Raw genomic sequence first — 26,970 nt, forward strand, 5'->3', positions numbered from 1 at the left:
ATGTATGTTGGCGAGTTCTGAACTTGATTCACTTTCAATTGAACAGATTGAATACCGTAAGAGGCTTGTTTTTGGTGGAGTGTTTCTAATTCTTCTTCTGAAATCGGATCTCCAACAACCGTCAAGACCAATTCATTGTTACTTGACTTGTAGACTTGATTAATAACCGTATAATTGGCGAACTCTTTTCCTACAAACTGTTTGATCCCTTCTTTGCGCGCTTGTTCTATTGTCAGAGTAACTGCCGAATAGCTAGCTGGAAGAATCAACAATACAATCAAAGATATCAAGCCAATTCTCATTTTAATGCTCAGCTCTTTAAATGAAGTTAAAGGAGATTTTCTCATCAAAATTCTTGTTCCAACAATGTTGGCTAGCATGATAAAGACACAGTTGATCAAGAAAAGATAGAGAGCCCCCAATAAAAATCGTACATTCCCATTAGCTAAACCATAGCCAGCAGTACAGATAGGCGGCATCAGAGCTGTAGCAATGGCTACTCCTGGCACGATATTGTTTGCTTCTTTTTTCCTTGAACCGATCACACCAGCAATCCCACCAGCAATAGCAATGAGGACATCCCAAATGGTTGGAGAGGTTCGTGCAATCAACTCGCTACTTGCATAAGACAAGGGAGAAATCCAGAAATACAGAGTCGAGACAAGCAAACTGACCAACACTTGAGTCAATAAAACCTCTAGAGATTGCTTGATTAAACGCGTATCAAAAATAGCTAAACCGAATCCCAGTCCAACAATCGGTGTCATGAGAGGTGAAATCAACATGGCTCCTATAATGACAGCTGTTGAATTCATATTTAGTCCGATAGAGGCAATAAAAATTGCACACATCAAAATCGCTGTATCTCTCAATCGAACATGAAGGTCATCGTATAATTTCTCACGGTATTCCCGTGTTGAATAATTGGCAGTCATTTGTCCTCTCCTCTTTCCTTATTTAAATTGGTATAATAATTAAAAATAACAGCTGATAAACAGCCAAAAAATATGAGCCCATAAATCGTCAAGAAGACACTGGTAATCCTTCCAATCAAGGTCACAGCTAGGAGATCCCCGTAGCCGACAGTCGTCGAAGTCACAAAAGCATACCAAAGACCGTCTCCGTAATTTGTGATAGCAGGTTCAACTAGGAAAAGCACGCCTCCTGACCCAAAAACAAAGGTCACAAAACTCAGAGCAAACCGAGTAAAACCCGTAACCTGCATAATATGCCATAACATTTTTAAACGTTTCATTTGTTCTCCTTATTCATACTAGCTCCTGACCGAGCCGTTTTTTTCCAATAATCAAAGTGAAGATAGGACATGATCTCCATCAGAGAAAGATAGACAAACTGATAGATCTGATTTAAGCTGATTATCAACTGATATTGTTTGAAAAATGACTGGAAGAAAGACCAGATATGACTGTCTTGAATCAGTCCCTTCTTAATATCAGACAGGATATTAGCTAAAGCTCCCAAGGACTGAAACGGTAAATCCTTGACATTTATATAGATCCGGTCCACCACATCATTCAGACTGGTATCTTGGATGGCATGAAATTCTCCAAAGAGAACTCCTGCCGCTCCAAGAGTAGAAACAAATTCCACCAAATAATTTCTGAGGAAATTTTCTCAACCTTTTCCCATAATGTGTTTAGTGCCATCCATAACGATCCCAACCAGAAAAAGGAAAGAAAACAAGCAAAGAAATTTTGCCGTAAATCCCAAAAAGCTTCAAGACTTGGTGTTGTTGGTTTTTCTAACTCTAAAACCAAGATGGTCATAATAATTGCTAGAACAGCATCTGTCAATACAATTAATCTGTCTTTCTTCATCGGATTGCATCCCCTTTCTTTTTTGTAACATTCTATCTTATCGCATAATATTGGATATTCTTTCATAATCCGACTACAAACAAAAATAAACCAAAAAGTATGTCCCTATTATACTATATTTAACTCTAGAAGTATTCATCCATCTAATTAATAAATATATCATATTTCACAATAAGTGAATACTATCAAAGATTCATCCCCTTTCACTTCATCATGTAGTGTTGCTTAGATTTATCAAAAACAACCAAATTTGTATTAATTTCAAGTATCACCTAGTTACAAAAATTTGGGGTGAACAGAAAAAGCATCCCGTATTTTTGATACGAAATGCTTTCAATAAGTTTAAATAAGTTTTAACGTTTACTAAATTGTGATGCTTTACGAGCTTTTTTCAAGCCTGGTTTGGAAAGTATGGGTTTCAGTTGGACTAAAAACAGCGTATTATCAAGGCTTTTCAGAACGATATCTACTGATTAATTTCATAAAATATGAATCAATAGATTATAAATAGGGGAATAGTTTAGGTCTGTAAGCATTAAAATAATACACCTAACTTTGATCACCATTTTTTTAGTTATTCACTCTTTTTTCAGATAGTGTTTTTAAAGTTATGATATAAAATGCCGCAATTAAAACACTATACATCATAATCGGAGGATAGACAATTAAGGATAGAATCAATCCCACTCCTTTAATTATTAGGTCAGGTATCAATAACTTTCTATATTGTGCGGTAGCTTCAAGTAATTCTTTCTGATCTATATTGGGTTTATCAATTACTTTATGTAAAAACCAGTTTGCTACCGTTGAAACAACAACGATTATAATCTCCCTATAATCATGGAAAAGTAGTAAAAATAGTTGTTATCCTAGTTGATTAAAAAAATCTCTGATTTCCTCATCCTTTATAAAATAATATATAATTTTCCCCTCTCTTCTAGTGTCCAAGATGTTTTGATTGGCTAGTTTACGAAGATGGTGGGAGGCAGATGCCATACTGAGATTTAATAAACAGGCTATATCGCAGACACAGAGTTCTTCGACGGCAAGGAGATAAAAGATGATATTTATCTGTTTATTATCGGTAAATTTTGATAAAATGCGAAGTGATTTTTGGACTTTTTCCTTTTCAAGGTAGTTCGTTGCGGTTGTAACATTTTGTTGATTTATAACATCCACTTGACAGATACTATCTTTTTTCATAATTTTTTCTCCTAGCCTAACACAGCCCATAGCATGTCAAAGCTGTTGTTTTCAATCAGGATATACATCCCCAATCCTAAATAGACAACGGCAATAAACCATCTACTATATTTTTCCAAAGTTTCTCCAACAGAAGGGACTTGTGCTAATTTTTGGGCAGAAAAAACCAAGAGATAAATCATGACTAGAAAAGTAAGTAAAGTCACTATCAAATTCGCTAAATTTAAGGTGGTAAAATATGGGACAAAGACACCAATATTATCAGCGCCACAACTTGCAAAAGTAATCATAGCGACTAGAAAAATCAGGTTTTTATTGTCTTTTCGCAAACCATCTTTTGCAATAGCTTCTCCATCAGAATCTCCTAAAAGCAAAACTTTGAGGCCTAGGAAAATTGGAATCAAACCGAGTAAACCTAAAATCTCTTTACTAGGAATATAATTTAAGACAAATGCAAAAAGCAAACTTAGGAATATTAGACTAACAGAGCCTAGAAATTGTCCTAAATAGATGTTAATGATGTCCTTTCTGCTTTTTCTTTTGGCAAAAAATAACATTAGGATAATAAGTAAGTCTACGGCTGTCCCAGAATACAGGATTATTGAAGTAACAATATTTTGAATCATAAAACACCTCATTCAAATATATTTTTGAATGTATTCTAACATTAACCTTTGTAGATGTCAACTTCAAATCCACCAATTAATAATTGCATGTCAATATTTGTATTGTGAAACTAGTTTCAGAAATATATAGTCTTAAAGTATGTCCACTGCCAATGGTTTTTTCAATATTTAAAAGGAGAGAACCAATTTGGTCCTCTCCAGGGTATAATTTTCCATCAACCCACTACAGTTGACAAAGAGCCGTTATTCTCAAATGAGACAACTCCTTTTAGTTTTTATAACCTCAGCTTCTCGGTCTCTTACCTAGTTTTAATAGAAAGACTACGAAGGACGATTCTTAAAGTAGTCAGATTGTGCAATATCGAAAGATTAGATGGGCTTAACCAATTTAACAACCCAAATCCAATTAAACTTCCATTTATTACAACTGTTTCTTGAATATTTCTTTGAATTAATTTCTGCAACGATTCAGATAAAGAATTCAATTCCTCGAAGAAATCTAAACGATTATCTAATAATAAAATATCACTCATCTGCTTAGAAATATCAGCACTTTCATTCATCACAACCCCAATATCTGCAAGCGTCAAGGCAGCAGAGTCGTTTAACCCGTCTCCAACCATCAAAATAGTTCGGCCAGCTTTCTGTAATTCCTGAACCAACTGAAACTTACCATCTGGTTTTAAATCAGTATAAACGTTGTCAAATGGCAGATCTTTAACCAACTCTTCTGTTCTAGCCAACGTATCACCAGTTGCCAGAATCAGTTTTTTCCCTTGGCGCTTTAGCTTTTTCAATGCAACTTTCGCCTCGCTTCTCAAGGGAGTGTGGATACAAAACATCCCAATTAATTCTTTCTTATAAGCCAAAAACAATAAATTGTAATGAGTCTTATATTGCTCAATCAAGGCCAGCTGCTCAGAACTAATTCTTACCTGTTCGTCTTGCATTAGTACATAATTTCCAATGACAACCGATTGACCATCAATTTGCGATTTAATCCCTTTGCTTGCAACATACTGAAGCTTGCCATGCATTTCTTCGTGTTCAATGCCTTCAATTTCAGCTTGTTTAACAATTGCATTGGCAATAGGATGATAGATATGTTCCTCCAAACATGCACTTATTCTTAAAATATCTTTCTCAGTATAATCTCCGAAAGGAAGAACCTTTTCAACCAAAGGATAACTCGTCGTGATGGTACCCGTTTTATCAAACAAGAAAGTATCCACTTCCAGATATTTTTCTAATACATCACCATCTTTAATAACCATTTCTCGATTTAGACCTTCCTTTATGGCCGTAAGGTAGGCTACAGGTGTGGATATTTTTAGAGCACATGAAAAATCCACCAATAAAAAGGAAATGGCTTTTGAAAACGAACCTGTTAACAGATAAGTCAAACCAGCACCTAAGAAGTTATATTTTACAACCTTGTCTGCCATCCTAATAAAATGACGTTGTTTTGTCTTCTTACTCTCTTCAGATTTTTTCATCAGATTGATGAGTTGCAAAATACGACTGTTTATCTGATTATCAGTCACACGAATTCTTAACTCTCCTGTTACCAAAACAGTATTCGCACATACAGAATCTCCCTCTTTCTTTTCAACAGGGAAGCTCTCTCCAGTCAAGGAACTCTCATTGACCATGCCTAATCCTGAAACCACTTGGCCGTCAAACAAGATTTCATTCCCTTGGGAGACAACTAATACATCACCTACTTGAACATCAGAACTCTTGATGCTGATGACCATGTCTCCCCGCACTAAGAAAACATCACTTTCTTTAGCAAGAAGGCTTTGTTCCAAATCTGTTGCTGTTTTTTTTAAAGACCACTGATCCAGATGATTACCCAAATCAAGCATAAACATGATGTTGCTAGCTGTCTTGGATTGGTTCATAAACAAGGACAACAAAATGGCCGAACAGTCCAAGACCTCCATGGTTAGTTCCTTGCGCGCTAAAGTTTGATAGGCTTCTTTGACATAACCCAAAGCCTGATAACAAGTCCAAATATAACGAATAGGGTAGGGTACAAAACTTCGAAACAGCAAACGCTTAATCGCTGCACCCGATACAATTGAATAAGCACTCTCTTCTCTACGAATGGGAAGAGTCATCAAGTCCGAAACTTTCCCCTTGTCAATTTTTTTTAAAAAGGCCTCTGCATTTTCTAATACAGAGAAGCCTTCTTTCATACGTAGAGTAAAGTGCTGCTGATCCATATAAAACTGAATAGAGTCGATCCCTTTTTCATCTTTAGCCAAGGAACGAAGATAATCTTGAATATCCAAGGTCAGTGAAAACGAGGACGATAATCGGATATGTTGATATCCTCTGTGTAGCACTTTAAAAGACATATTATTCACCTGTCAGGCTATCTAATTGTTCTTCTTTCTTTTCCTGTTCGTATAAATATTTAGCGTCTTGTAAAACATCATCACCGTGTTGTTTTACAACAGAAACAGATGCATCCAGTCCATCTTTCAATTTGTAAGCTTTAGCCAAGGCCTTAGAATAGCCTTTCTTAGCTTCTTTACTTGCTAAGACTTTCAAGCCAAGCGTCCCAAATGCTACCCCTCCTAAGAAGAGAGATGATTTTTTCGCAACTTTTGCGACGTTTAATACTTCTTTTAACATGTTTATTTCCTCCTTGTAACTATTGTAGCGAAAAATGACAGCAAAAGCAATTGCTGATATCTGATATATAGATAAAATTCTCTATACTGATATTTAATTATATTATGATGAAAACAATATACTTTATTTTTTGATACTGTCAATAATTATGTGTAAACACTTAAGTAGAGTTACGGAGTGTTAATTAAATAAGCTTTCAAGTGTATCAGAACATTGACCAAACCCTTTATGGATTCGTTGACTTTGCTTGAAATTATAATCTTCAAACAACGTAACTAAGTAACGTTCCAGAGCCTCCTCATTAGGAAAAAGAACCTTCTTTTTCGTTTGATGTTTGATTTCTTTGTTAAGAGACTCAATGAGGTTTGTCGAATACATGCTGTGCCAAATCTGGTAGGGAAACTGATAAAAAGTTAAAAGATTATCCGTCTTCTCCAGACTTTCCATGACTTTCCTATACTTTGGTTTCCATTCGGCGAGAAAGTCCTCTAAAGCTTGTCCTGCCATTTCTAAATTTTCAGCACGATAAATCATTATAAATTGCCCCAGAATAACCGCTCTATCTGCTCGTTTCACTTTACTAGCTAGATTTCGACTAATATGAATTAAGCAACATTGTTGTTTAGCTAATGGGTGAGCCTGACTGATAATCTGCTCAAGCCCCTTAAAGCCATCTGTAACTACAAGAGAAATCTGTTGGATTCCTTGGTTTTGAAGCTTGTCTAACAGGGTGGACCAAGAAGCATTGTTTTCTTGAGGCAACTGTGCATAGCATATCTCTATGCGACTAAAGTCGCTAGAGCTATCCTAATTGCGCACCGCCAGTTCTCATAGAAAAAAACACCTTGCAAGATGCAAAGTGTTTTCGTTTGTATTCTGCTGTCCAGCAACGAATTAACGTTTAGAGAACTGGCTAGCTTTACGAGCCTTTTTCAAGCCTGTTTTCTAGTATTTTTATATCTATTGGCAGATTATCCGACTTATCCCCATCAACATCTGACTCTAACTCAACCTCTGAAGAAATCCTAATATTGCGTACTTTGATATATTCGATATTATTGTTACCTACTAGATCCCCTTTTTAATAAATCTGGGATAGCCGATAATTTAGAAATGATGGATGAATCCTTTAAAATCAAGATATTTCCATATTCATCTGTATTTTCATCAAATAGTTTTTTGTCTGCATAGTAATTGGATAGAAGAACTAAGACCTGAGTAGCTTCACCTTCATAATTGCCATTTTTGCTTTCAAAAGGTAATAATTGCTTGTTCATAGCTTGGCGAATCAGTTGCACCAGCCAAATTAATTGTCTTGACCGACGAATAAAGCGACTTCTTTCAAGGATTCGACCATAAGGAAACAGTTGGCAGATTCTATAAAAGTGTCGATGTGATTCGGCACGCTCATCAGACTCGCTACACAGAGCTGGTACATAATATCTGCTATAATTTTCTGGAAGATTTGGTCAAGCGGTCTTTTAGCCGTGTGACAGGCATACAGGAAAAACACTATTTATTTACTTTTTGCACGGGAGGCTTTAAGATGTTGCTGGACGCCTTTCTTGATAATCACTCAGAGTCGCCAGAGTGTCTGGGCTGGGATATGGCAAAGATATACCGCTGCCTGAAACTGTTCTTTGACGCTGATAAACGCGACATATCAATTAAAATGTCGCACTAAAATGATTGAAAAGTGATTGAAACTGTATTATAATGAACGTATATATTTAGAAAAGAGGTACTAACTATGGAAAACCTAGTAGTTTCAGTCTTTAACACTGAAAGCGAAGCTTATCAGTCCTTTGCGGATTTGAAGGCTTTCCGCCAAACTCAGACGACCAAGGTTGCTCAAATCGCCTTGGTCAAAAATGAAAACGGTCACATCGTTGAAAAAGAACGCTATGACTTTGAAGATTCAACGACGGATGCAACCCTAGAAGGTGGCTTGCTCGGTGCAGTTATCGGGCTTTTGGGTGGTCCTATCGGCGTCTTGTTTGGTTATGGTATTGGCAGCCTCTATGGTTTGGCTGCTGGTGATACCGTTGATACGGCAGAAGCTGGCTTGATTGACGTTGTGTCTCAAAAATTGATCGACGGCGAAACAGCCGTTGTCGCCTTGGTGCAAGAAAACAACGAAGCAGTCATCGATGCTTACTTCACCAAGTACGACACCCAAATCGTGCGTTGGGATGTAGCAACCGTCGTAGCCGAAATCGAAGCAGCTCTGCAAGTCCAAGAAGACCTCTACAACCAGGCACGTGCACAAATGAAGGCTGAACGTAAAGCCGAACGCAAGGCTAAACTTGAAGAATTCAAGGCAAATGTCAAAGCAAAATTTGACAAATTGAAAGCCTAACGTCTAAGCGTCTCATAAATTTAAATGTGACTGAGACACCATTTAAAATTTATGTGCGTCGGATTCTCACAGTTAAATAATTGCGTTGACAAAGCCGTTACAGCCGTTCTTCCATTCTTTGAAAAGAATGTTTAATAGACAAGAAATCTGGACTAGTATTGGTCTGGATTTTTTTGTGAATATAGAGGTCATAGCTTTTTGACTATGCTTCGTTATAATTAGAAAAATTTTAAGTTTTATCAAGATGAAATCAGTCAGACGAAGACATCCCGAATTAGCACCAGCATCACCACACAAACTAAGACATACTGGTGCTACTCTTGCTAAACAAGCAGGTGTTTCTCTTGAAGCCTTCTCAGAAGCTCTTACTCATAGTGATAAAGAGATTACAAAAACTTACGTTAATATCAAAGATAAAGTCAATCAGACTGTAGGTGATATTGCTTTTCGTAGTTTAAAAAATTGATGGGGTGAATATGGGGTGAATTTTGGGGTGAACTTTGATTTTTTGAAACAAAAAAGACATCCAAGAAATAATTCTTGAATGTCTGTAAACGTTGATATAATCGTATTGATTAACGTTTTGAGAATTGTGATGCTTTACGAGCTTTCTTAAGACCTGGTTTCTTACGTTCTACCATGCGGGCATCACGAGTAAGAAGGCCTGCGCGTTTCAATGAATCGCGGAAGTCAGGGTCTACTTGAAGAAGGGCACGAGCGATACCGTGACGGATAGCGCCTGATTGACCAGCGTAGCCACCACCATCAACGTTTACGAAAACGTCGTATTGACCAACAGTTGAAGTAACTACGAATGGTTGGTTGATAACCAAGCGAAGGTCAGCGTGTGGGATGTACTCTTCAACATCTTTTTTGTTTACAGTGATTTTACCAGTTCCTGGAACAAGGCGAACGCGTGCAACAGCGTTTTTACGACGTCCAGTACCTGCATATTGTGCTTGTGACATAGCTTATTTGTTCCTTTCCTTAGATAAGTCCTGAAATATCAAGAACTTCTGGTTGTTGTGCAGCGTGAGTGTGCTCAGCGCCTACAAATACTTTCAGCTTCATACCTTGAGCGCGGCCAAGAGTATTGTGCGGAAGCATACCTTTAACTGATTTTTCGATCAAACGAACAGCGTTCTTAGAGCGAAGCTCACCTGCTGAGATTTGTTTCAATCCACCTGGGTACATAGAGTGAGTGTAGTAGATCTTATCAGTCGCTTTTTTACCAGTCAATTTTACTTTTTCAGCGTTGATAACGATTACGAAGTCACCTGTATCAGTGTGTGGTGTAAAGGTTGGTTTGTTTTTTCCGCGAAGTACGCTTGCTACAACAGCAGAAAGGCGTCCAAGAGGGACATCAGTAGCGTCCACTACATACCATTTGCGTTCAACTTCACCTGGCTTAGCCATGTATGTTGTTTTGTTCATGATTTCTCCTATGAATATCGTTTTTGTTTACAGGGCGGATGTTCCGGTCCGCGAGTTATTTGAAAGGTTCCGGGGCCTTACAAATGGGGTAAACAATACCGCCTACTATCATATCAAAAATAGTAGGCAAAAGCAATAGATTTGAAGCAATTATTTATGAAATAGCGATTTCATGTTTTCTTAGTCTTGAATGTCTTGGGCAATACTAAAGAGTCCCAAAGTTCCAGGACCAGTATGGGTAGAAATGACAGGTCCCAGAGGCATGAGGAGAACTTCCTCTACTTGGTCGCTTTCCAGCAGCTGGGCTTTTAGACTCTCAGCAACTTCTTTGGCACCTGCATAGGCAATAACCACCCGCGGGTCAGCAACTCCCTCCAGAGTCATGCGGACAACTTCAGCCTGTGCCTTCTTCTTGCCGCGAACCTTAGCGACCGAGTCCAGAGTCCCATCTCCCTTGACAGCGATAATCGGCTTGATATTGACCAAGCTCCCCATAAGCGCAGCAGTTTTGGAAATCCGACCACCCCGCATGAGATGATTGAGGTCATCAACCAGAAAATATGTCTTGACCTTAGGCACCAAGCTCTCAATCAAGTCTGCTGTCTGCTCCAAGGTCTGGCCTGCCGCTCTAGCTTCTGCCGCTTTCATGACTAAAAGTCCTTCCCCCATAGAAGCCGCCTTGGTATCAATGATGCGAATCAGTGCACCTGGAAAATCTTCCAAGACTATCTCCCGTGCCATGACAGCACTCTGATAAGTACCTGACAGGGCTGAAGCAAAGGCTACATAGAGAACTGGTGTCTCTTCCTTGGCATAGCTACGAAAAACATCTTCAAACTGGCCGACATTGATCTGACTGGTAGTCGGCTTACTGCCGGACTCCATCTTATCCAGAAGTTCTTGGCTGGTCAGCTTGCCTGCGCCAACTGTCTCATAAGTTTGGCCATCTAGCTGAATGGTCAGGCCTAGGACCTGAACATCATTTTCCTGGGTCCAGTTTTCTGGCAGGTCTGCTGTTGAATCGGTTAAAATTTTAAAGGTCATCTTTTTTCTCCATCATTTTTTGTAAATCACGCAAAGATTGGCTGTCCATCGGTCGCAAGGGCGGTCTTTGCAGGTTGATTTGTCCGCTCAGTTTATTGAGGTCTGATTTGGTAACAGCCACTCGCTTCTCTAGCTCTCTAGCGGAAACTCTCAAAGCTCCTTGGGCGAAGACAGTCCACTGCTCATTGAGATCGCTAGTCGCAACTGACACCTGATTTTTGGGTGTATTGAGCTCAGCTGCCAAGCGCTCGATATAGTCATCCGCCGTTTCCTCCTCTTCAGTGAAAACGACCGTCACATTAAACTCCTCGTAGGTCTGCCGAACTCCCGGCATATACTGGGCATCAAAGACGCAGATAACTTCCAGTCCTTCAAAACTGGCATAATTACTGAGCTTCTGAAGCAGAATCGTTCGTGCGGCATCTAGTTCTCCGCGGTTAAAGTAAGGACGAGTCTCCCGCCAAAAGGCCGTCATATTGTAACCGTCCACCAGTAAGATTTTTCTTTTCATAGGCGATTGCGAAATACTTCATACATGAGAATAGCCGCTGCGACACTGGCATTGAGGCTCTGAACATGCCCATTCATGGGAATGGAAATCATCTCGTCCACTTGCTTTTTAATATTGCTTGAGATCCCCTTAGCTTCGTTGCCGATGATGAGGGCCAGCTTGCCTGCTGTATTCCACTTATGAGAAGGCGTCCCCTGCATATCTGTACCGAAAATCCAGAAACCAGCTTCCTTGAGCTTGTCCAGAGTCTGGCTGAGATTAGTCACACGGGCAATAGGAATATGCTCAATGGCACCCGTTGAAGTCTTGGCCACGACTGGTGTCACACCGACTGCCCGGTGCTTGGGAATGATGACTCCCGCTACATTGGTCGCGTCAGCCGTCCGTAAGATAGAGCCCAGATTATGCGGGTCAGTCAGCCCATCCAAAATCAGCAAGAGCGGATTGTCTTCCTGCTCTGCTTTTTTCAACAGCACCTCGAAGTCAGTATAGGCGAACTCCGCCACCCGCAGGACAAAGCCCTGGTGAACAGCTCCATCAGTCATCTCCTGCAAGGTTTTCTTAGGCGTCCATGAGATAGAAACCTTCTTTTCTGCTGCTAAATCTTTGATTTTGTCGACCTTTTTACCACGCAGGTCGTCTTGAATGTAGAGTTTATTTCCAGTGTTAGCTGCGAGAGCCTCTGTCACCGCATGCACACCGTAGACAATATCGTTTTTTTCCATAGGACTAGTATAACACAAAGGCGAAAAAATGGCGGCAGGATTTACTCGGGCGAGACAGAATTCTGCTCTGATAAAAAGCAATCAGCAGCCCCTAAGATTCCCCGTCTGTCATGCTATAATAGAAAGAAGTCTAAAAAAGGAAACTCTTACTCATGTCTCTCCTCCAACGCACCATCAAGCTGGTACTAGCTACCTGTCTAGCTGCTTGGCTGGCTGACTTTTTAGGTCTGGCCTACTCAACTTCAGCTGGAATTATTGCTATCCTCAGCGTGACCGATACCCGCCGCAGCACTGCAAAGCTAGCTGGCAATCGCTTTTTATCTACCCTGCTGGCTCTGGCTATCGGAAGCCTGGCTTTTCACTTTCTAGGTTTTCATCTCGGAGCATTGGCCATCTATATCGTAGTCTATGTGCCTCTGGCCTTTCGCCTTGGCTGGGAAATCGGCATTACACCTAGTACCGTCCTCGTCACCCATCTGCTCTTAGAAAAATCCACCTCCTGGTCACTCCTTGGAAATGAACTAGCTCTATTTCTCATTGGAACTGGCTTTGCTCTCCTTGCCAATCTCTATATGCCCTCGCGCCAGCAAGAGATCGATAGCTACCATGGGCAAGTGGAGGAACAGCTGAAAAAGATTTTGCTGCGCTTTGAATATTTCTTAAAAGCTGGAGACGGCCGAAATGATGCAGCGCTGATCAAGGAGCTGGATAAGGTTCTGCAGCAGGCCTTGCAGCTGGTCTATCTGGATCACTCCAACCACCTCTTTCACCAGACCAACTACCATATCCACTATTTTGAAATGCGAAGAGCTCAGAATCGTATCTTGCTGGATATGGCCGGTAATATCAATACCTGCCGCCTAGCAGCTAGCGAAAGCTTCATATTGGCTAAACTCTTTTTAAAAACAGCCAAACAGTTAAGTCAAGCAAATCCAGGCCATGATTTGCTGGATGAAATCGAGGAATATCTGGCTGTCTTTCGAAAACGGCCACTTCCTAAAACTCGCCAGGAATTTGAAACCCGCGCTACGCTCCTTCAGCTCCTGCGGGACTTGGAGACCTTTATTAGGATTAAGGTAGAATTTTACGAGAATTATAAAGAAGACTAGCTGCCATGGAGGACAGCTAGTTTTTTTCATATAGATTATAATCTTCGATAGTATTATCCACAGTGTAAATTAATTTTTTATCTTTACTTTTTACTTCTTCAAATGTTGAATTTGATAATTTATACTCCTCACAATATAAATAAATCATTCCATACAAATTACTTTTATTTATTTTATAAACCGGCATGTGGATTGCCACAATTTGATGTCGCTTTCCTGATGTCCACTCTACTTTATTACCATCCGACTTAATTTCTATATCATATTCTACTCGTACAGTTTTATCAAATAACAAATGAAATGGTATGGTTGATTCACCTGAATCAACCTCCATTGCAATTTTCTTAGTATATTCTGTTTTATATGGGCTAGAAATATTGAACTTAGGAATTCTAGTTGTATCGTTCGATGGACCTGAAGATCCTGCACTAATATTAAAACGTTTTGTTTTATTATCATATGAAATATGAACCGTAGGTTCTTTTTTCCCGCTATTTAAGTCCCTAATATTAATTTGTAAATTATCACCTTCAGTATAGTCTNCAAAAGCTGCCATTATTTCAGAAGATTGAAGCTCTTTTTTAAACAACTCCTTAATATCTCCTCCATCCAAGATCACATCAGATGTATTAGATAGAATATTAACCGATTTCTTCGTATTATAATTATATTTTATAAAATCAATCTGATATCTTGCAGAGGCATCTTTTGAATTGCCATTATTAAAAACAAATACTTTAAATGGCTGGCTTTCTGAATTAGTATTTAAACCATAATGCACTAAAATATCGGTAAAAGAATACGTTTCATCAACTTGAACGTTTGTTAACTTAATCTCATCCACAATAATCCTATTTTGCTTATCGTTTTGAACTTTTAGTGTGTTTTGAATATAATTAGAAAAATTATACTTTTGCTCTGGAAGTATATCATCTCCTAAAACATTTCCGTTTAATATAAACGGAACATTTTCAATTGATACGCTTTTTACTCGAAGCGTTTTGTTTATATCTTTATATTCTATATATGTTTGCCATAAAAAATTTCCTAAAAAACTAACAAGAATTCCACAAATAATTATTGGCAAAATAAGCTCTTTAAAATTACTCTGAATCCAACTCCAACAAACATTCCAAATACGCACTATTTCTACTCCTTATTTCTACAAAGCACAATCACTTGAACTTGGTTCTATATATTTTAAAACATTTCACATTCCAAACATAGAAATCTCCTCTTGTTCAATGTAATTATATCACGAATATTCTGTAGGAGTCGAAATCTACTGAGATAAAGTGTAATCAGAGAATATTGCTTTCTTCATATATTAGATACAGAATCATTCCTACCTATATTTGCTCACTCCTTGAACATCTTAAAGTTTACTGAAATAATGCTCAAGCTTCCTTTCCTGATTATTATAGTTCATATAGAAAACCAACTTTTTAATACTTACTCTTCGATATCAATTCCTTTGGATTCAAATAAATCACGTACTTCTTTAGAAAATGGAAAGATTGTTCCGTCTATGGTTTTTAAATTCGAAAACTGTGATAGCTCTTTTTCACTCACATTTTCCAAATCAAATTGATCATCTTCACCATCCCATAAAGGGATTAATTGCGCATAGATATCATTACCTCCATCAAAGAAGAGGCTTTCCACATTCTGCGCATACTCTTTAGGTATTTCCAACCGTTCGAAATAGGCCTCTACTTCAGGAATTGGTGTTTCATCGAAGTCTTCTGGATCTATAGATAATTTCTCAGATTCACAAAAACTGTAAACGTTAAATCGTGGCTCAAGCACGTTTTGTTCATACATCAACTCCTGAATAATAGCCAACTTGAAATTAAAATTGTCAAATTGTAAGAAATCACTCATAAATTGGTTCCTTTCATAATCAGAACGAACCCTCTATCTTCCGAATACACCAGTCAATCATCTCTTCCAGTCGCTCAATGGCTTCGGTCATATGCAGGTAACCCATGACTGCCTCAAAGCCGGTAGACATCCGGTAGGTGACGATGTCCGTATTCTTAGCCTTGGTGTGGCTGTTAGCATTGCGGCCGCGCTTGTAGATATCCTCTTCCTTTTCCGTCAGGATCCCTTCTTCCAGCATGAGAGAGATGAGATTAGCCTGAGCCTTGGCAGAAACGTACTTGGTCGCTTCCCTATGCAGCTGATTGGGCTTGGTCAGACCTTGAAAAATCAGGTGGCGCCGAATATACATGGAGTAGACAGCATCTCCCTCAAAGGCGAGAGCAATACCGTTAATCAGGTTGACATCAGTCACGTGTCCACCTCACTCCATCCTTAGTATCCAAAAGCTTGATACCCTGAGCGGCCAATTCATCTCGAATACGGTCTGCTGTCGCAAAATCTCGATTAGCCCGCGCTTCTTGGCGTTCCTCAATCAAGCGCTCAATGTCCGCGTCCAAAACTTCTTCTACGAAGACGATACCAAAAACTTCTAAGAGCTTTGCAAAGGCTGCCTTAACTTCAGCGGTGTAGTTACCAGAGTTGATCCACTTAGCCAGCTCGAAGACAACCGTGATACCATTAGCCGCATTAAAATCTTCGTCCATTGCAGCTGTGAACTTGTCCAGAAAGGCCTGAAGCTGAGCAGAGTCTGCCTGACCCGTGAAAGGCTGCTCATAGGTATTCTTCAAATACTTGAGATTAGTCGCTGCATCATGAACAGCTTTTTCCGTGAAATTAATGGGCTTACGATAATGCTGGGTAGCAAAGAAGAAACGCAGTACCTGACCATCAATAGTCTTGAGGGCATCATGGACGGTGATAAAATTGCCTAGAGATTTGGACATCTTGACGTCATCGATGTTGACAAAGCCATTGTGCATCCAGTAGTTGGCAAAGGTCTGACCAGTCTTGGCCTCTGACTGGGCGATTTCATTGGTATGGTGAGGAAACTCTAGGTCTGCCCCACCACCGTGGATATCAATAGTATCACCCAAGATCTCCGTTGACATGACCGAGCACTCGATGTGCCAGCCCGGACGACCAGCTCCCCAAGGACTGTCCCAGGAAATCTCGCCCGGCTTAGCTGCTTTCCAGAGAGCAAAGTCAACTGGATTTTCCTTACGAGCAGTCTCCTCATCTGTCCGACCAGAAGCACCCAACTCCAAGTCAGCCAAGGTTTTATTGGCTAGTTTGGCATAATTGTGAGATTTTTCCACTCGGAAATAAACATCGCCTTCTGACTCATAGGCGTAGCCCTTGTCCACCAAAGTCTGCACAAAATCAATGATTGCCTCCATAAAGTCAATCACGCGCGGATGCTGAGTAGCCGGCTTAACACCCAAAGCTGATACATCCTCACGAAAAGCCGCGATATACTTGTCCGCCACTTCTTTTGGTGTGATGCCTTCTTTCTTGGCGCGATGGATAATCTTATCATCTACATCTGTAAAATTGGAAATATAATTGACCTCAAATCCCCGATACTCAAAATAGCGACGAACTGTGTCAAAAGCTACTGTTGAGCGGGCATTGCCGACATGGATATAGTTATAAACCGTCGGACCGCAGACATACATGCGAACCTTGCCCTCTTCAATGGGCACAAATTCACGTAGGCTGCGGGTCATGGTGTCGTAAATTTTAATCATGCGGTCCACTCCCTTCTCTATTTCTGACTTTTTCGCCTGAAAACCAGCTCTGCAAAAGGGCCAAATTGTCTGAGGCTATCCAGTTGGTAAAAGCGCTGCCCTTCCTCTTGGGTAAAGAGGGGAACCCCCTTTCCTAGGATAAGGGGCGCTATCTGAATAATGAGGTGGTCGAAAAGATCCGCATCCAAGAGCGGTCCTACCAAGGAATTACCACCAATCACAAAGACATTTTTGCCTTTGTCAATCTGGTGAACAAACTCCACCACATCCCCAGCTAATGGCTGGTAATTGCTGACAGGCAGGTGCCTATCATGCGTAAAGACATAGTTTTCCGTAGCTTGATAAAAACTTTCTACATCTTGCAAATCTTGGATTTCCTCAAAGGTCCGCTTGCCCATGATGGTGATATCCATTTGCCTGTAAAAGTCATCATAGCCTGTATCCTCTACAGAACCAAGCTGATGCAGCCAGTCTATCCTGTGCTGGCTGTCTGCCAAGTAGCCATCCATGGTGATACAGCCGTAAAAATATACTGCCATTCTTGTAGTTACCTTTCTAGTTCCTTTGCTATTGTCAAAGCGATAGTGAAAAAAGTCATGGCATCAGCTGTCCGCTCTTCATGGCGGGCATCCCAGGTTCGGTTATGATGATCCACATAGTCAGCTGTGTAGAAGAACTGATAGACTTTACTCTTGCGAAATTGACTCCAAGCCATGATAGCTGAAGCTTCCATATCCACCACTTGGGCTCCAGCAGCTAAGCGACGCTTGACCTTATCAGGCGTTTCCCGATAAAAGGCATCAGTCGTCCAAGACTTAGTGCGGATATGCTCGATATCGTGCTTGTCAAAGATGGCTTCCAGCTCAATCAGCAGAGACTCGTCATAGGCTACTTCGTCACCCGGTAGGGCATAGTGATAGCTAGTTCCTTCATCTCGCAATGCAGCCGCAGGCAGGATGATTTTATCCGCCTCAATTGAGTGATCCAAAACGCCACAGGAACCTAAAATGATGAAATTCGTGAAGCCTCTGGCCGCTAACTCCTCCAGCTGGCCAACTATCATGGGAGCCCCAATTGGAGCCAACATAACTGCTAGCTTGCTAGTTCCTTGGTCATAAATATACCATGGATGCTGTCCGTTTATGCTTTTCAAATAGCCTCCTGGATAGACTTCCTCTGACTCAATCAAACGTTTCAGAATTTCCCCGTTAAAGGATAGGATGATGGTTTCGCACACCTCACCCTTGTCATGGACTGGCTTTTCAGTTGGCTCAATGACTGCTGCTACATCCTCAAATTCCTCTAATAGCATAACTTCTCTTTCTTTAAGGCTTCAGCAAATCCACCTTCATCTTTTCTATGCGGCGCAGCTTGGTCTCATCTTTTTTGGCTTCACTGATATAGCAAGCCCATTCGCGCTGGTGGCTGGGCGGGAGTTTGGTAAAACGCTCCTTGGCAGGACCGTCCAAGCCTTCTTTTAGTTCAAGGACTACCTGGTTCAAAATAGCATCTGATAAATCTGACATGTCGGTTCCTCCTGTCATATGTTTTACTTCGATAACTTTGCCAACCTTTTCTAAAGACTTGATGAATGGTGACTGGCTTCGCGGGCATGCTCTAGCTTGTCTAGATAGTATTCACGTTTCTCCTCTACCTCGTGAATGGTTGGCTCATCTTTCTCACCGTGAACACGGACAATCTTGGCCGGAACCCCGACCACCGTCACATCACTTGGCACATCAGCCACGACAACTGCACCGGCTCCGACCTTGGCTTTTTCACCAATTTCAATTGGTCCAATAACTTGGGCATGGGCAGAGACCAAGGCACCCCGACGCACAGTCGGATGACGTTTGCCTGTATCCTTTCCCGTACCGCCCAGGGTCACACCGTGGTAAAGCATGGCCCCTTTCTCCACAATGGCTGTCTCTCCAATCACCAGACCACTGCCATGGTCAATGAAGACACCCGAGTCAATCTGAGCGCCAGGATGAATCTCAATCTGGGTCCAGAAACGCCAGAATTGACTATGCATGCGCGCCAGTAGCTTGAAACCGTGCCGCCACAAAAAATGCGAGAGGCGGTGGGCCGCCAAAGCTTTGATGCCCGGATAGGTTAGTAAGACTTCCAGCGACGTTCGTGCCGCCGGGTCATTTTCTTTTACAATATCAATGGATTCCTTCCACCAACCCATGCTAGCCTCCTTCCTTCTCTAAACAAGGAGAGACGAGAACTAGGCTCGCCTCTGCCGATTTCTGATGAGGTCTACAGGGATGAGCGACCTCTTATTCTTCTGTTTTAGGGCTTTCTTGATGGTCTTTGTGACTTTTGTGCTCCTTGTGTGGATGATGTCCCTTGTCATGATGATGTTTTGGCTTATCAGACTTTGGCGGACGCGGCAGCAATACTTTCATGGAAGCATCTACCCGGCCTTTGGCATCAATCTTGATAACCTTGACATCCACTTCATCGCCGATTTGTACAACGTCCTCTACATTATTGGTCCGAGTCCAAGCCAGCTCTGAGATGTGAACCAGTGCATCCGTCTTGTCAAAGAGATTGACAAAAGCACCGAATTTCTCAATCCGAACAACCTTGGCATGGTAAACTTCATCCACTTTTGCTTCGCGGACCAAGCCGGCAATGATTTCCTTGGCACGATTGATCGCGTCTTGGTCGCTAGAGTAGATGGATACATTGCCCTCTTCATCTATATCAATCTTAACACCGGTTTCAGCGATAATCTTGTCAATGGTTTCCCCACCTTTTCCGATGACAATCTTAATCTTGTCCACATCAATCTTGATGGTATCAATTTTCGGAGCAGTTGGAGCCAACTCAGGACGTGGAGCTGGAATCGTTGCTTCAATCAAGTCCAGAATTTCAAAGCGGGCTTTCCTAGCTTGAGCCAGAGCTTCTGTTAAGATCTCCGCTGTAATTCCTTCAATCTTGATATCCATCTGCAGGGCGGTAATCCCTTCACGGGTACCAGCTACCTTAAAGTCCATATCGCCAAAATGGTCTTCCAAACCTTGAATGTCCGTCAGAACCGTATAGTTGCTGCCATCTGAAATCAAGCCCATGGCAATTCCGGCAACCGGTGCCTTAATAGGTACACCACCGGCCATCAGAGCCAAAGTGCCCGCACAAATAGAGGCCTGTGAAGAAGAACCGTTTGACTCCAAGACTTCTGCTACCAGACGGATAGCGTAAGGAAACTCTTCCAAGCTAGGCAAGACTTGCTCCAAGGCACGTTCCCCAAGAGCACCGTGTCCGATTTCACGACGACCAGGAGCCCCATAACGGCCTGTCTCACCGACAGAATATTGCGGGAAGTTATAATGGTGCATGAAGCGTTTCTTGTATTCCGGATCCAAGCCGTCCACAATTTGCGTTTCGCCCATTGGTGCCAGAGTCAGAACAGACAAGGCTTGGGTTTGCCCGCGAGTAAAGAGACCAGAACCATGCACGCGCGGCAGGTAATCCACTTCCGCATCCAGCGGACGGATTTCATCAACCTTACGACCGTCAGGACGGACCTTATCTTCGGTAATCAAACGACGCACTTCCGCATGCTCCATTTGCTCCAAGATTTCAGCCACATCACGCATGATACGGTCGAACTCCTCGTGGTCTGCATATTTTTCTTCGTAGACTGCAGTGACTTGGTCTTTGACAGCCTGGGTTGCTGCTTCGCGCGCCAGCTTTTCTTCTACCTGAACAGCCTTTTGCAAATCACTATTGTAGGCTGCGACAATCTCTGCCTGCAGCTCTTCATCAACATGCAGCAATTCTACTTCTGCTTTTTCCTTGCCGACTGCTGCGACAATTTCTTCCTGGAAGGCGATCAATTCTTTAACCGCTTCGTGCCCTTTGAGAAGAGCTTCCAGCATGATATCTTCAGAAAGTTCCTTGGCTCCAGACTCTACCATGTTGATAGCATCTTTGGTACCAGCCACTGTCAGTTCCAAAAGTGAAACTTCTTTTTGTTCCTTGCTAGGGTTGATGATGAATTCACCATCTACATAGCCAACCTGAACTCCTGCGATAGGACCATTAAAAGGAATATCTGAGATAGAAAGAGCCAGAGAGCTACCAAACATCGCAGCCATTTGAGGCGAAGCATCTTCGTCATAAGAAAGAACAGTATTGATAACCTGAACTTCATTGCGGAAGCCTTCCGCAAACATAGGGCGAATCGGGCGGTCAATCAAGCGCGCTGTCAAAGTCGCATCTGTCGATGGACGGCCTTCACGCTTGTTAAAGCCGCCAGGGTATTTCCCAGCCGCATACATTTTTTCCTCATAGTTGACCTGCAATGGGAAAAAGTCTCCCGTAGCCATCTTTTTGGACATGGTTGCCGCAGTTAAAACGGTACTTTCTCCATATCGAACAACGGCGCTGCCATTTGCCTGTTTTGCAACCTGACCGGTTTCAACTACCAGCTCACGACCTGCAAAAACGGTTTTAAAAACTTGTTTTGTCATAAAGACTCCTTGCCGAGCACATGCTCAAATTTTTTCATACGCCTTGGCTACAAAGATCAAGATACTAAGCCGTTAAGCAACTCAAAGGAAAATAGGAAAGCGAGCGACGGAGCGACTGCTCCTAGATAGATTTATCTTTTTCCACAGAGTTGTAGGCGTGTTCAATTCTCAAGATACTAAGACCGTCAAAAACTCATAGCATAATCACAGCCGACAACTAACCTTCTCAGCATTTTAGCTTTAATATCATGGTCTTAGTAGTTTATTATATCCTCATCTTTGTATCAAGCACGTACAGACCTTATTTTACCACAATTTCAGGCAAAAGAAAAAGGCTGGAAATGGCTTTTTTCTAGAAAAGTACTGAAAATCTATTTTTCTTTTCTATAGCTGATTATAGTTGGCTGTCAGAGTTCGTTTTTTCCCTTTCGATTCGTCAAATAAGATGGCGGTATAGCCATTATTCACTTTTCAAAGAGGACTTCTTGCTTTATAATAAATACAGTGACTCATTTCGAACATGTAAAGGAGACAATCGTGCCAGAACATCAAACAGTTGAAAAGAAAGATTTTTTCTCGCTCCTTGCGACAGCCTTAGTCAGCTTTGCAGGTATCTTATCTGAAACCAGTATGAATGTGACCTTCCCGCATCTAAGCAAGGTCTTTGGGTTAGGATTAGGAACGCTGCAATGGATTACAACAGGGTATTTACTAGCAGTGGCCATTACGATTACTTTAGGAGCAACCTTAGCCCACAATTGGAAAGAGAGAACTATCCTCTTTACTGCTTTGGCTAACTTTTGCTTGGGAACTCTGATTGCCATGTTGGCTCCAAGCTTTCCCATCTTGATGATAGGGAGAATCCTGCAAGGAGGAGCTACTGGATTAGCCATTCCTTTGCTCTTTAACTTGATTGTTGAGCGTGTTCCTAAGCAAAAAATTGGAACCTACATGGGCTTGTCTGGTATGGTGGTCAGCCTAGCACCAGCAATTGGTCCGACTTACGGTGGCTTTATGATTAGTCGTTTTGACTGGCATATGATTTACACCTTCATTCTTCCTGTCCCAATCATTTCCTTTATTCTTGGCTTTTTCTTTTTAAGAAATTCCGAGAAGTCTAGGAAACGCGCCTTTGATCTCCTCTCATTTCTCCTCTTAGCAAGCTCACTCGTCTTTGCCATTGTAGCCATCTCCAGCTTAGAAGAAGGGCATATCGATTGGCTCTATCTAGTTCTCTGCCTACTGCCACTAGCTTGCTTCATCTATCGGAGCTTGAAGATTGATCATCCATTCTTAGATATTCGGATTTTAAGGCAACCAACGGTCTTATTGGCTATTTTACCCTTCTTCATTTTTCAGTTTATCAACCTATCGGCTAATTTTCTGATTCCCAACTTCCTGGTCATAGAAAAAGACATTTCAACCGCTCAGGCAGGCTTTGCATTACTTCCAGGAACCATGCTTGGAGCCTTCCTCTCTCCTGTCTTTGGCAAACTCTATGATAGAAATGGTCCGAAACCAACCCTTTTTACAGGAAATTCACTTCTTTTCCTTGCTGTATTCTTGCTCCTTATCTTCACAAAAGAACTCACCTTAACAGCTGTTATTGCGATTTATATTTGCTTTACCTTGGGGAGAAACATGGCCTTCAATAACACACTAGCTCTAGCCACGACTCAAGTTGATAAAGGAAAGACTGCAGATACGACTGCGCTCTTTCAGCTAGCCCAGACCTTTGCGGGCGCAATAGGTACTGCAGTAACGGCTGTCATCGCCAATCAAGCTCCCAATATGACAAAAGGAACTCAAAACGTCTTCACCCTGCTATTAGGCCTGGTTATCTTCGTATTCTTGTCTTATCTACTGCTTTTTAAAAGGATTGCCGCAAAGAAACATTGACTTTTATCCTCGATCTGATAAACAGCTAAAAATTACTGACTTATCCTTCTCCCCCAAAGACATTTTGGGGGATTTTTTGCTATACTATTTCTATATATGACAAAAGGAGTAGACTATGGAACAAAAACATCGTTCTGAATTTCCGGAAAATGAACTCTGGGACCTAACGGCCCTTTACCAAGACCAAGAGGACTTCCTCCGAGCCATCGAGAAGGCCAGAGAGGACATCCAGAAATTCGTCCGGAATTACCAAGGCAAGCTTAGCACTTTCGAAGATTTTGAGCGGGCATTTGCTGAGTTAGAGCAGATTTATATCCAAATCAGCCACATTGGCAACTACGGCTTTATGCCACAGACCACTGACTTTGGTGATGAGAGCTTTGCGCAGATTGCCCAAGCAGCCATGGAGTTTGAGACCGAAGCCAATGTCGCACTCAGCTTCTTTGACGACGCTCTGGTCGGTGCAGATGAGTCTGTCCTAGAGAGACTAGGCCAAGAGCCCCATCTGACCTCAGCCATTCGCCAGGCTAAAATCAAAAAAGCCCACTATCTGGGAGCGGATGTCGAAAAAGCCTTGACCAATCTAGGTGAAGTCTTTTACAGTCCACAGGATATTTACACCAAGATGCGGGCCGGCGACTTTGATATGGCCGACTTCGAAGTAGACGGCAAAGTTTACAAAAACAGCTTTGTCACCTATGAGAATTTCTACCAAAACCATGAAAATGCAGAAATCCGCGAAAAAGCTTTCCGCTCTTTCTCTGAAGGGCTTCGTCAGCACCAAAACGCCGCTGCTGCTGCCTATCTGGCTCAGGTCAAGTCTGAAAAACTGCTGGCTGACATGAAGGGCTATGACTCTGTCTTTGATTACTTACTGGCAGAGCAAGAAGTTGATCGCTCTATGTTTGACCGGCAGATTGACTTGATTATGAGCGAATTTGCCCCAGTAGCCCAGAAATACCTCAAGCATGTCGCCAAGGTAAACGGACTTGAAAAAATGACCTTTGCCGACTGGAAGCTGGACTTAGACAGCGAGCTCAATCCTGAAGTCAGCATTGATGATGCCTATGACCTCGTCATGAAGTCAGTCGAGCCACTCGGACAAGAGTATTGTCAAGAAGTTGCCCGCTACAAGGAAGAACGCTGGGTCGACTTTGCGGCCAATGCCGGTAAAGACTCTGGAGGCTATGCTGCGGATCCTTATCGGGTCCACCCTTATGTCCTCATGAGCTGGACTGGCCGTATGAGCGATGTCTATACTCTGATTCACGAGATCGGTCACTCCGGTCAGTTTATCTTCTCAGACAATCACCAAAGCTATTTCAACGCCCACATGTCCACCTACTATGTGGAAGCACCATCTACCTTTAATGAGCTCCTGCTCAGTGATTATCTGGAACGCCAATTTGATAACCCACGCCAGAAACGCTTTGCCCTGGCTCACCGTCTGACAGATACTTACTTCCATAATTTCATTACTCACTTGCTGGAAGCTGCCTTCCAACGCAAGGTCTATACTTTGATTGAAGAAGGCGGAACCTTCGGCGCAAGCAAACTCAACGCTATCATGAAAGAAGTTTTGACGGACTTCTGGGGCGATGCCGTTGAGATTGACGACGACGCTGCCCTGACTTGGATGCGTCAAGCCCACTACTACATGGGCTTATATAGCTACACCTACTCAGCTGGACTAGTTATCTCGACAGCCGGTTATCTCCATCTGAAAAATGACGAAAATGGCGCCCGCGACTGGCTAGAACTACTCAAATCCGGCGGCAGCAAGACTCCGCTTGAGTCTGCTATGATTATCGGAGCGGATATCTCAACAGACAAACCACTCCGCGACACTATTCAGTTCTTGTCAGACACAGTTGATCAGATTATTGCATACAGCGAGGAGTTGGGGGAGTAAAGAAGAAACAAAATCAGCTTGAAGATTTACTTCAAGCTGATTTTTAAGTTTAATAAAAATCAAGCGATCCAAAAAAGCGGAGATAAAGTAAAATATAGGCACTAAAACAAGCGATAAATATAAGCCATCTTGTCCAGTACTGTAACTTAGTATAATTCTTCATTCGCAGCAACCCGATGAAAAACCAAATCAGACTCCAAAAAACCAGACCTAGTATCTGAGGAGCACAATAGGAAATTAAAAGCAAAACAGGGATCAACAAGGCTAATACTAGTATGATTCTTTTTTGCGTTATCTGCTCTCTAGGAATCATCCACCCCACAAAGAAACAAAAAACAGCTGGAGCAACAAATGGTGTAAAAATCATAAAAACAAATAAAAGATGTTTTAGCAACTCAATAATAATCATTACCTCATTCCCATCATTTTTAAATAACCCGGCTCCCTAACGAGACCCATTGAAAAAAAGACTTCTACTTATTATACCTTAAAATGTGAATTTTCGAACAAATTTTTTAAATTGACTTCTTATTGTTACAATCGCAATAAAAAAGACCACTCTATAACCAGAGCAGCCTCAATTTTAAATAGGTCTAATTTAATCTTCCACTCACCTTATCCCAATTCTGCCACAATCGCTTTAATCTGCTGGGCAGTATGAACGCCCGCTAGCTGCTTGACGACTTGTCCGTCTTTTTTAAAGAGCAGGGTCGGGATAGACATGATGCCAAAGGCGCGTGCTGTAGCTGGATTTTCATCCACATCCATCTTGACAATCTTGAGCTCATCTTCTGACAACTCTTCAGACAGTTTGTCCAAGATTGGTCCTTGCATCCGACAAGGTCCGCACCAAGTCGCCCAAAAATCAATCAGCACCAAGCCGCCTTTTGTTTCTTGCTCAAATGTTGCATCTGTGATTGCTTTTACCATTATTTTTCTCCTTTATTCTTAGTCAAACTTTGTCAAATCCTGCTTCATCAGGAAAAAGAAGACATCTCCGTAAGTACCCTGGTAGTTCAAATCATGGCCTTTATAAGTCAGCTTTTTAACTGGGTAATAATCTGCCACACCAATCAAGCAGGCTTGCTGGGACTGTTCAAACTCCTGATAAGACTCAAAGGTCATCTTCCGCTCCTGCTTGACAGCATCCAAATAAGTAATTTCAATCATAAACTCTCCTTTTTCAAATTACTCTTGTAATTTTTATTTTATGATTATATTGTAATAATTTAGGTTACATCTGTCAAATAAAACGACTTGGAGAAATCACTTCGCTTTTCAAGCAACTCACCGATTTCCTGACAAGTCATAACCACCCGTGAAAACGGGTGGCTTGTACATCGGCTATAAGCCGTTTCCCTCCAGCGACGTCTAAAGACGTTCGCTGAACTTCGTTCAGGTTAATGCTATGATTACTTGACTAATGCCCGTAAAAACGGGCTTTTATCTTGTTCTAAAACTACCATCTGAGAACGGATCCTCGTACTCTTTGACACTTAACTTATCCAAGGCAATGTCANTTTTCTCTTGCTCGCGAATATATTTGGC

The 26,970-nt window shown here is 41.6% G+C and carries 30 protein-coding genes and 4 pseudogenes; 6 read left to right on the plus strand and 28 right to left on the minus strand.

The window, feature by feature from the left end; all coding sequences use genetic code 11:
• The 11 genes and pseudogenes from D8886_RS09960 to D8886_RS11715 form a co-directional block, all read right to left on the minus strand.
• Positions 1-935 (minus strand): DUF389 domain-containing protein (locus D8886_RS09960; RefSeq protein WP_142999464.1); only part of this gene is annotated, 935 nt, incomplete at its 3' end.
• On the minus strand, positions 932-1,255 hold the full coding sequence (locus D8886_RS09965) for a potassium channel family protein (RefSeq protein WP_000825751.1): 324 nt from the start codon (positions 1,253-1,255) through the stop codon (positions 932-934). The genes D8886_RS09960 and D8886_RS09965, both read right to left, overlap by 4 nt.
• Positions 1,252-1,611, minus strand: coding sequence for a hypothetical protein (locus D8886_RS09970; RefSeq protein ID WP_000397555.1), 360 nt, complete (start codon positions 1,609-1,611; stop codon positions 1,252-1,254). The genes D8886_RS09965 and D8886_RS09970 overlap by 4 nt, the downstream gene beginning before the upstream one ends.
• Positions 1,536-1,838, minus strand: coding sequence for a TMEM175 family protein (locus D8886_RS09975; RefSeq protein WP_006151097.1), 303 nt, complete (start codon positions 1,836-1,838; stop codon positions 1,536-1,538). The genes D8886_RS09970 and D8886_RS09975 overlap by 76 nt, the downstream gene beginning before the upstream one ends.
• An 864-nt stretch (positions 1,839-2,702) precedes the next feature.
• On the minus strand, positions 2,703-3,041 hold the full coding sequence (gene cadX / locus D8886_RS09990; protein WP_000711078.1) for a Cd(II)/Zn(II)-sensing metalloregulatory transcriptional regulator CadX: 339 nt from the start codon (positions 3,039-3,041) through the stop codon (positions 2,703-2,705).
• A gap of 11 nt (positions 3,042-3,052) precedes the next feature.
• Positions 3,053-3,667: a CadD family cadmium resistance transporter gene (locus D8886_RS09995; RefSeq protein ID WP_002911684.1), complete on the minus strand. Its 615-nt coding sequence runs from the start codon at positions 3,665-3,667 to the stop codon at positions 3,053-3,055.
• Between the two features lie 299 nt (positions 3,668-3,966).
• Positions 3,967-6,030, minus strand: a complete 2,064-nt coding sequence (locus D8886_RS10000) for a heavy metal translocating P-type ATPase (protein ID WP_125435445.1) — start codon at positions 6,028-6,030, stop codon at positions 3,967-3,969.
• A 1-nt stretch (position 6,031) separates the two neighbouring features.
• A complete protein-coding gene (locus D8886_RS10005; RefSeq protein WP_002893755.1) occupies positions 6,032-6,310 on the minus strand; it encodes a DUF6110 family protein in 279 nt (92 codons plus the stop codon).
• A 180-nt stretch (positions 6,311-6,490) separates the two neighbouring features.
• Positions 6,491-7,081: pseudogene (locus D8886_RS10010) on the minus strand (IS256 family transposase); the annotation flags it as partial.
• Positions 7,082-7,229: 148 nt separating this feature from the next.
• Positions 7,230-7,563 (minus strand): annotated as a pseudogene (locus D8886_RS11835) (diacylglycerol/lipid kinase family protein); the annotation flags it as partial.
• Between the two features lie 3 nt (positions 7,564-7,566).
• A pseudogene (locus D8886_RS11715) lies at positions 7,567-7,710 on the minus strand (IS982 family transposase); the annotation flags it as partial.
• Here D8886_RS11715 and D8886_RS10020 point away from each other — a divergent pair.
• The 3 genes from D8886_RS10020 (at position 7,704) to D8886_RS10030 (ending at position 9,135) form a co-directional block, all read left to right on the plus strand.
• Positions 7,704-7,994, plus strand: coding sequence for a hypothetical protein (locus tag D8886_RS10020; protein WP_037614148.1), 291 nt, complete (start codon positions 7,704-7,706; stop codon positions 7,992-7,994). The pseudogene D8886_RS11715 and the gene D8886_RS10020 overlap by 7 nt on opposite strands.
• Before the next feature lie 66 nt (positions 7,995-8,060).
• Positions 8,061-8,669, plus strand: a complete 609-nt coding sequence (locus D8886_RS10025) for a DUF1269 domain-containing protein (protein ID WP_002893760.1) — start codon at positions 8,061-8,063, stop codon at positions 8,667-8,669.
• Between the two features lie 244 nt (positions 8,670-8,913).
• Positions 8,914-9,135: a tyrosine-type recombinase/integrase gene (locus tag D8886_RS10030; RefSeq protein ID WP_002893762.1), complete on the plus strand. Its 222-nt coding sequence runs from the start codon at positions 8,914-8,916 to the stop codon at positions 9,133-9,135.
• A gap of 109 nt (positions 9,136-9,244) precedes the next feature.
• Here the strand turns inward: D8886_RS10030 and rpsI are convergent, their stop codons facing one another.
• The 5 genes from rpsI to rlmB all read right to left on the minus strand — a co-directional run bounded on the left by rpsI (position 9,245) and on the right by rlmB (position 12,383).
• Positions 9,245-9,637: a 30S ribosomal protein S9 gene (gene rpsI / locus D8886_RS10035; RefSeq protein ID WP_002911681.1), complete on the minus strand. Its 393-nt coding sequence runs from the start codon at positions 9,635-9,637 to the stop codon at positions 9,245-9,247.
• A gap of 19 nt (positions 9,638-9,656) precedes the next feature.
• Positions 9,657-10,103: a 50S ribosomal protein L13 gene (rplM, locus tag D8886_RS10040; RefSeq protein ID WP_002893769.1), complete on the minus strand. Its 447-nt coding sequence runs from the start codon at positions 10,101-10,103 to the stop codon at positions 9,657-9,659.
• Between the two features lie 180 nt (positions 10,104-10,283).
• The gene (locus D8886_RS10045) at positions 10,284-11,147 is read right to left on the minus strand and encodes a DegV family protein (RefSeq protein ID WP_002911680.1); all 864 of its coding nucleotides are present in this window, start codon (positions 11,145-11,147) and stop codon (positions 10,284-10,286) included.
• A complete protein-coding gene (locus tag D8886_RS10050; protein ID WP_002902298.1) occupies positions 11,137-11,658 on the minus strand; it encodes an NYN domain-containing protein in 522 nt (173 codons plus the stop codon). The genes D8886_RS10045 and D8886_RS10050 overlap by 11 nt, the downstream gene beginning before the upstream one ends.
• The gene (gene rlmB, locus D8886_RS10055) at positions 11,655-12,383 is read right to left on the minus strand and encodes a 23S rRNA (guanosine(2251)-2'-O)-methyltransferase RlmB (RefSeq protein WP_002911678.1); all 729 of its coding nucleotides are present in this window, start codon (positions 12,381-12,383) and stop codon (positions 11,655-11,657) included. The genes D8886_RS10050 and rlmB overlap by 4 nt, the downstream gene beginning before the upstream one ends.
• A gap of 152 nt (positions 12,384-12,535) precedes the next feature.
• Between rlmB and D8886_RS10060 the strand changes: the two genes are divergently transcribed.
• Complete coding sequence (locus tag D8886_RS10060; protein WP_125435447.1) at positions 12,536-13,492, plus strand: aromatic acid exporter family protein; 957 nt, start codon at positions 12,536-12,538, stop codon at positions 13,490-13,492.
• A gap of 1,452 nt (positions 13,493-14,944) precedes the next feature.
• Here the strand turns inward: D8886_RS10060 and D8886_RS10070 are convergent.
• From D8886_RS10070 to pnp, 8 genes are all read right to left on the minus strand, one after another.
• Positions 14,945-15,376 (minus strand): DUF6892 domain-containing protein, encoded by a 432-nt coding sequence (locus tag D8886_RS10070; RefSeq protein ID WP_125435451.1) that lies wholly within the window; start codon positions 15,374-15,376, stop codon positions 14,945-14,947.
• A 19-nt stretch (positions 15,377-15,395) separates the two neighbouring features.
• Positions 15,396-15,788 (minus strand): Mini-ribonuclease 3, encoded by a 393-nt coding sequence (locus D8886_RS10075; protein WP_125435453.1) that lies wholly within the window; start codon positions 15,786-15,788, stop codon positions 15,396-15,398.
• Positions 15,781-17,124 carry a cysteine--tRNA ligase gene (cysS, locus tag D8886_RS10080; RefSeq protein WP_125435455.1) on the minus strand — a complete coding sequence of 448 codons (1,344 nt, stop codon included), beginning with the start codon at positions 17,122-17,124 and terminating at the stop codon, positions 15,781-15,783. Before cysS ends, D8886_RS10075 begins: the two co-directional genes overlap by 8 nt.
• A gap of 17 nt (positions 17,125-17,141) precedes the next feature.
• The gene (locus tag D8886_RS10085) at positions 17,142-17,663 is read right to left on the minus strand and encodes a dihydrofolate reductase family protein (RefSeq protein ID WP_125435457.1); all 522 of its coding nucleotides are present in this window, start codon (positions 17,661-17,663) and stop codon (positions 17,142-17,144) included.
• 8 nt (positions 17,664-17,671) lie between these two features.
• Complete coding sequence (locus tag D8886_RS10090) at positions 17,672-18,436, minus strand: nucleoside phosphorylase (protein WP_125435459.1); 765 nt, start codon at positions 18,434-18,436, stop codon at positions 17,672-17,674.
• Positions 18,437-18,449: 13 nt separating this feature from the next.
• Complete coding sequence (locus D8886_RS10095) at positions 18,450-18,668, minus strand: YdeI/OmpD-associated family protein (protein ID WP_125435461.1); 219 nt, start codon at positions 18,666-18,668, stop codon at positions 18,450-18,452.
• A 32-nt stretch (positions 18,669-18,700) separates the two neighbouring features.
• Entirely contained in the window at positions 18,701-19,318 is a 618-nt protein-coding gene (gene cysE, locus D8886_RS10100) for a serine O-acetyltransferase (RefSeq protein ID WP_125435463.1), read from the minus strand.
• Positions 19,319-19,409: 91 nt separating this feature from the next.
• Positions 19,410-21,611 (minus strand): polyribonucleotide nucleotidyltransferase, encoded by a 2,202-nt coding sequence (pnp, locus tag D8886_RS10105; protein WP_125435465.1) that lies wholly within the window; start codon positions 21,609-21,611, stop codon positions 19,410-19,412.
• Between the two features lie 537 nt (positions 21,612-22,148).
• Here pnp and D8886_RS10110 point away from each other — a divergent pair.
• On the plus strand, positions 22,149-23,510 hold the full coding sequence (locus D8886_RS10110) for an MFS transporter (RefSeq protein ID WP_032913357.1): 1,362 nt from the start codon (positions 22,149-22,151) through the stop codon (positions 23,508-23,510).
• A gap of 115 nt (positions 23,511-23,625) precedes the next feature.
• Complete coding sequence (gene pepF / locus D8886_RS10115) at positions 23,626-25,422, plus strand: oligoendopeptidase F (RefSeq protein ID WP_125435467.1); 1,797 nt, start codon at positions 23,626-23,628, stop codon at positions 25,420-25,422.
• 49 nt (positions 25,423-25,471) lie between these two features.
• Here pepF and D8886_RS10120 read toward each other — a convergent pair whose 3' ends face one another.
• From D8886_RS10120 to D8886_RS10135, 4 genes and pseudogenes are all read right to left on the minus strand, one after another.
• The gene (locus D8886_RS10120; protein WP_002927892.1) at positions 25,472-25,831 is read right to left on the minus strand and encodes a hypothetical protein; all 360 of its coding nucleotides are present in this window, start codon (positions 25,829-25,831) and stop codon (positions 25,472-25,474) included.
• A gap of 206 nt (positions 25,832-26,037) precedes the next feature.
• Positions 26,038-26,352 (minus strand): thioredoxin, encoded by a 315-nt coding sequence (gene trxA / locus D8886_RS10125; RefSeq protein WP_002927893.1) that lies wholly within the window; start codon positions 26,350-26,352, stop codon positions 26,038-26,040.
• 18 nt (positions 26,353-26,370) lie between these two features.
• Entirely contained in the window at positions 26,371-26,592 is a 222-nt protein-coding gene (locus D8886_RS10130) for a DUF4649 family protein (protein ID WP_002899027.1), read from the minus strand.
• A gap of 273 nt (positions 26,593-26,865) precedes the next feature.
• Positions 26,866-26,970: pseudogene (locus D8886_RS10135) on the minus strand (IS200/IS605 family transposase); the annotation flags it as partial.

The sequence above is a fragment of the Streptococcus sanguinis genome (assembly GCF_003943655.1).
GTDB lineage: Bacteria > Bacillota > Bacilli > Lactobacillales > Streptococcaceae > Streptococcus > Streptococcus sanguinis_F.

Coding starts and splice junctions, on each gene's coding strand:
- D8886_RS09965 (WP_000825751.1), bottom strand. CDS start 1,255: ATGAAACGTTTAAAAATGTTATGGCATATTATGCAGGTTACGGGTTTT.
- D8886_RS09975 (WP_006151097.1), bottom strand. CDS start 1,838: ATGAAGAAAGACAGATTAATTGTATTGACAGATGCTGTTCTAGCAATT.
- cadX (WP_000711078.1), bottom strand. CDS start 3,041: ATGAAAAAAGATAGTATCTGTCAAGTGGATGTTATAAATCAACAAAAT.
- D8886_RS09995 (WP_002911684.1), bottom strand. CDS start 3,667: ATGATTCAAAATATTGTTACTTCAATAATCCTGTATTCTGGGACAGCC.
- D8886_RS10000 (WP_125435445.1), bottom strand. CDS start 6,030: ATGTCTTTTAAAGTGCTACACAGAGGATATCAACATATCCGATTATCG.
- D8886_RS10005 (WP_002893755.1), bottom strand. CDS start 6,310: ATGTTAAAAGAAGTATTAAACGTCGCAAAAGTTGCGAAAAAATCATCT.
- D8886_RS10025 (WP_002893760.1), top strand. CDS start 8,061: ATGGAAAACCTAGTAGTTTCAGTCTTTAACACTGAAAGCGAAGCTTAT.
- D8886_RS10030 (WP_002893762.1), top strand. CDS start 8,914: ATGAAATCAGTCAGACGAAGACATCCCGAATTAGCACCAGCATCACCA.
- rpsI (WP_002911681.1), bottom strand. CDS start 9,637: ATGTCACAAGCACAATATGCAGGTACTGGACGTCGTAAAAACGCTGTT.
- rplM (WP_002893769.1), bottom strand. CDS start 10,103: ATGAACAAAACAACATACATGGCTAAGCCAGGTGAAGTTGAACGCAAA.
- D8886_RS10045 (WP_002911680.1), bottom strand. CDS start 11,147: ATGACCTTTAAAATTTTAACCGATTCAACAGCAGACCTGCCAGAAAAC.
- D8886_RS10050 (WP_002902298.1), bottom strand. CDS start 11,658: ATGAAAAGAAAAATCTTACTGGTGGACGGTTACAATATGACGGCCTTT.
- rlmB (WP_002911678.1), bottom strand. CDS start 12,383: ATGGAAAAAAACGATATTGTCTACGGTGTGCATGCGGTGACAGAGGCT.
- D8886_RS10060 (WP_125435447.1), top strand. CDS start 12,536: ATGTCTCTCCTCCAACGCACCATCAAGCTGGTACTAGCTACCTGTCTA.
- D8886_RS10070 (WP_125435451.1), bottom strand. CDS start 15,376: ATGAGTGATTTCTTACAATTTGACAATTTTAATTTCAAGTTGGCTATT.
- cysS (WP_125435455.1), bottom strand. CDS start 17,124: ATGATTAAAATTTACGACACCATGACCCGCAGCCTACGTGAATTTGTG.
- D8886_RS10085 (WP_125435457.1), bottom strand. CDS start 17,663: ATGGCAGTATATTTTTACGGCTGTATCACCATGGATGGCTACTTGGCA.
- D8886_RS10090 (WP_125435459.1), bottom strand. CDS start 18,436: ATGCTATTAGAGGAATTTGAGGATGTAGCAGCAGTCATTGAGCCAACT.
- D8886_RS10095 (WP_125435461.1), bottom strand. CDS start 18,668: ATGACAGGAGGAACCGACATGTCAGATTTATCAGATGCTATTTTGAAC.
- cysE (WP_125435463.1), bottom strand. CDS start 19,318: ATGGGTTGGTGGAAGGAATCCATTGATATTGTAAAAGAAAATGACCCG.
- pnp (WP_125435465.1), bottom strand. CDS start 21,611: ATGACAAAACAAGTTTTTAAAACCGTTTTTGCAGGTCGTGAGCTGGTA.
- pepF (WP_125435467.1), top strand. CDS start 23,626: ATGGAACAAAAACATCGTTCTGAATTTCCGGAAAATGAACTCTGGGAC.
- D8886_RS10120 (WP_002927892.1), bottom strand. CDS start 25,831: ATGATTATTATTGAGTTGCTAAAACATCTTTTATTTGTTTTTATGATT.
- trxA (WP_002927893.1), bottom strand. CDS start 26,352: ATGGTAAAAGCAATCACAGATGCAACATTTGAGCAAGAAACAAAAGGC.
- D8886_RS10130 (WP_002899027.1), bottom strand. CDS start 26,592: ATGATTGAAATTACTTATTTGGATGCTGTCAAGCAGGAGCGGAAGATG.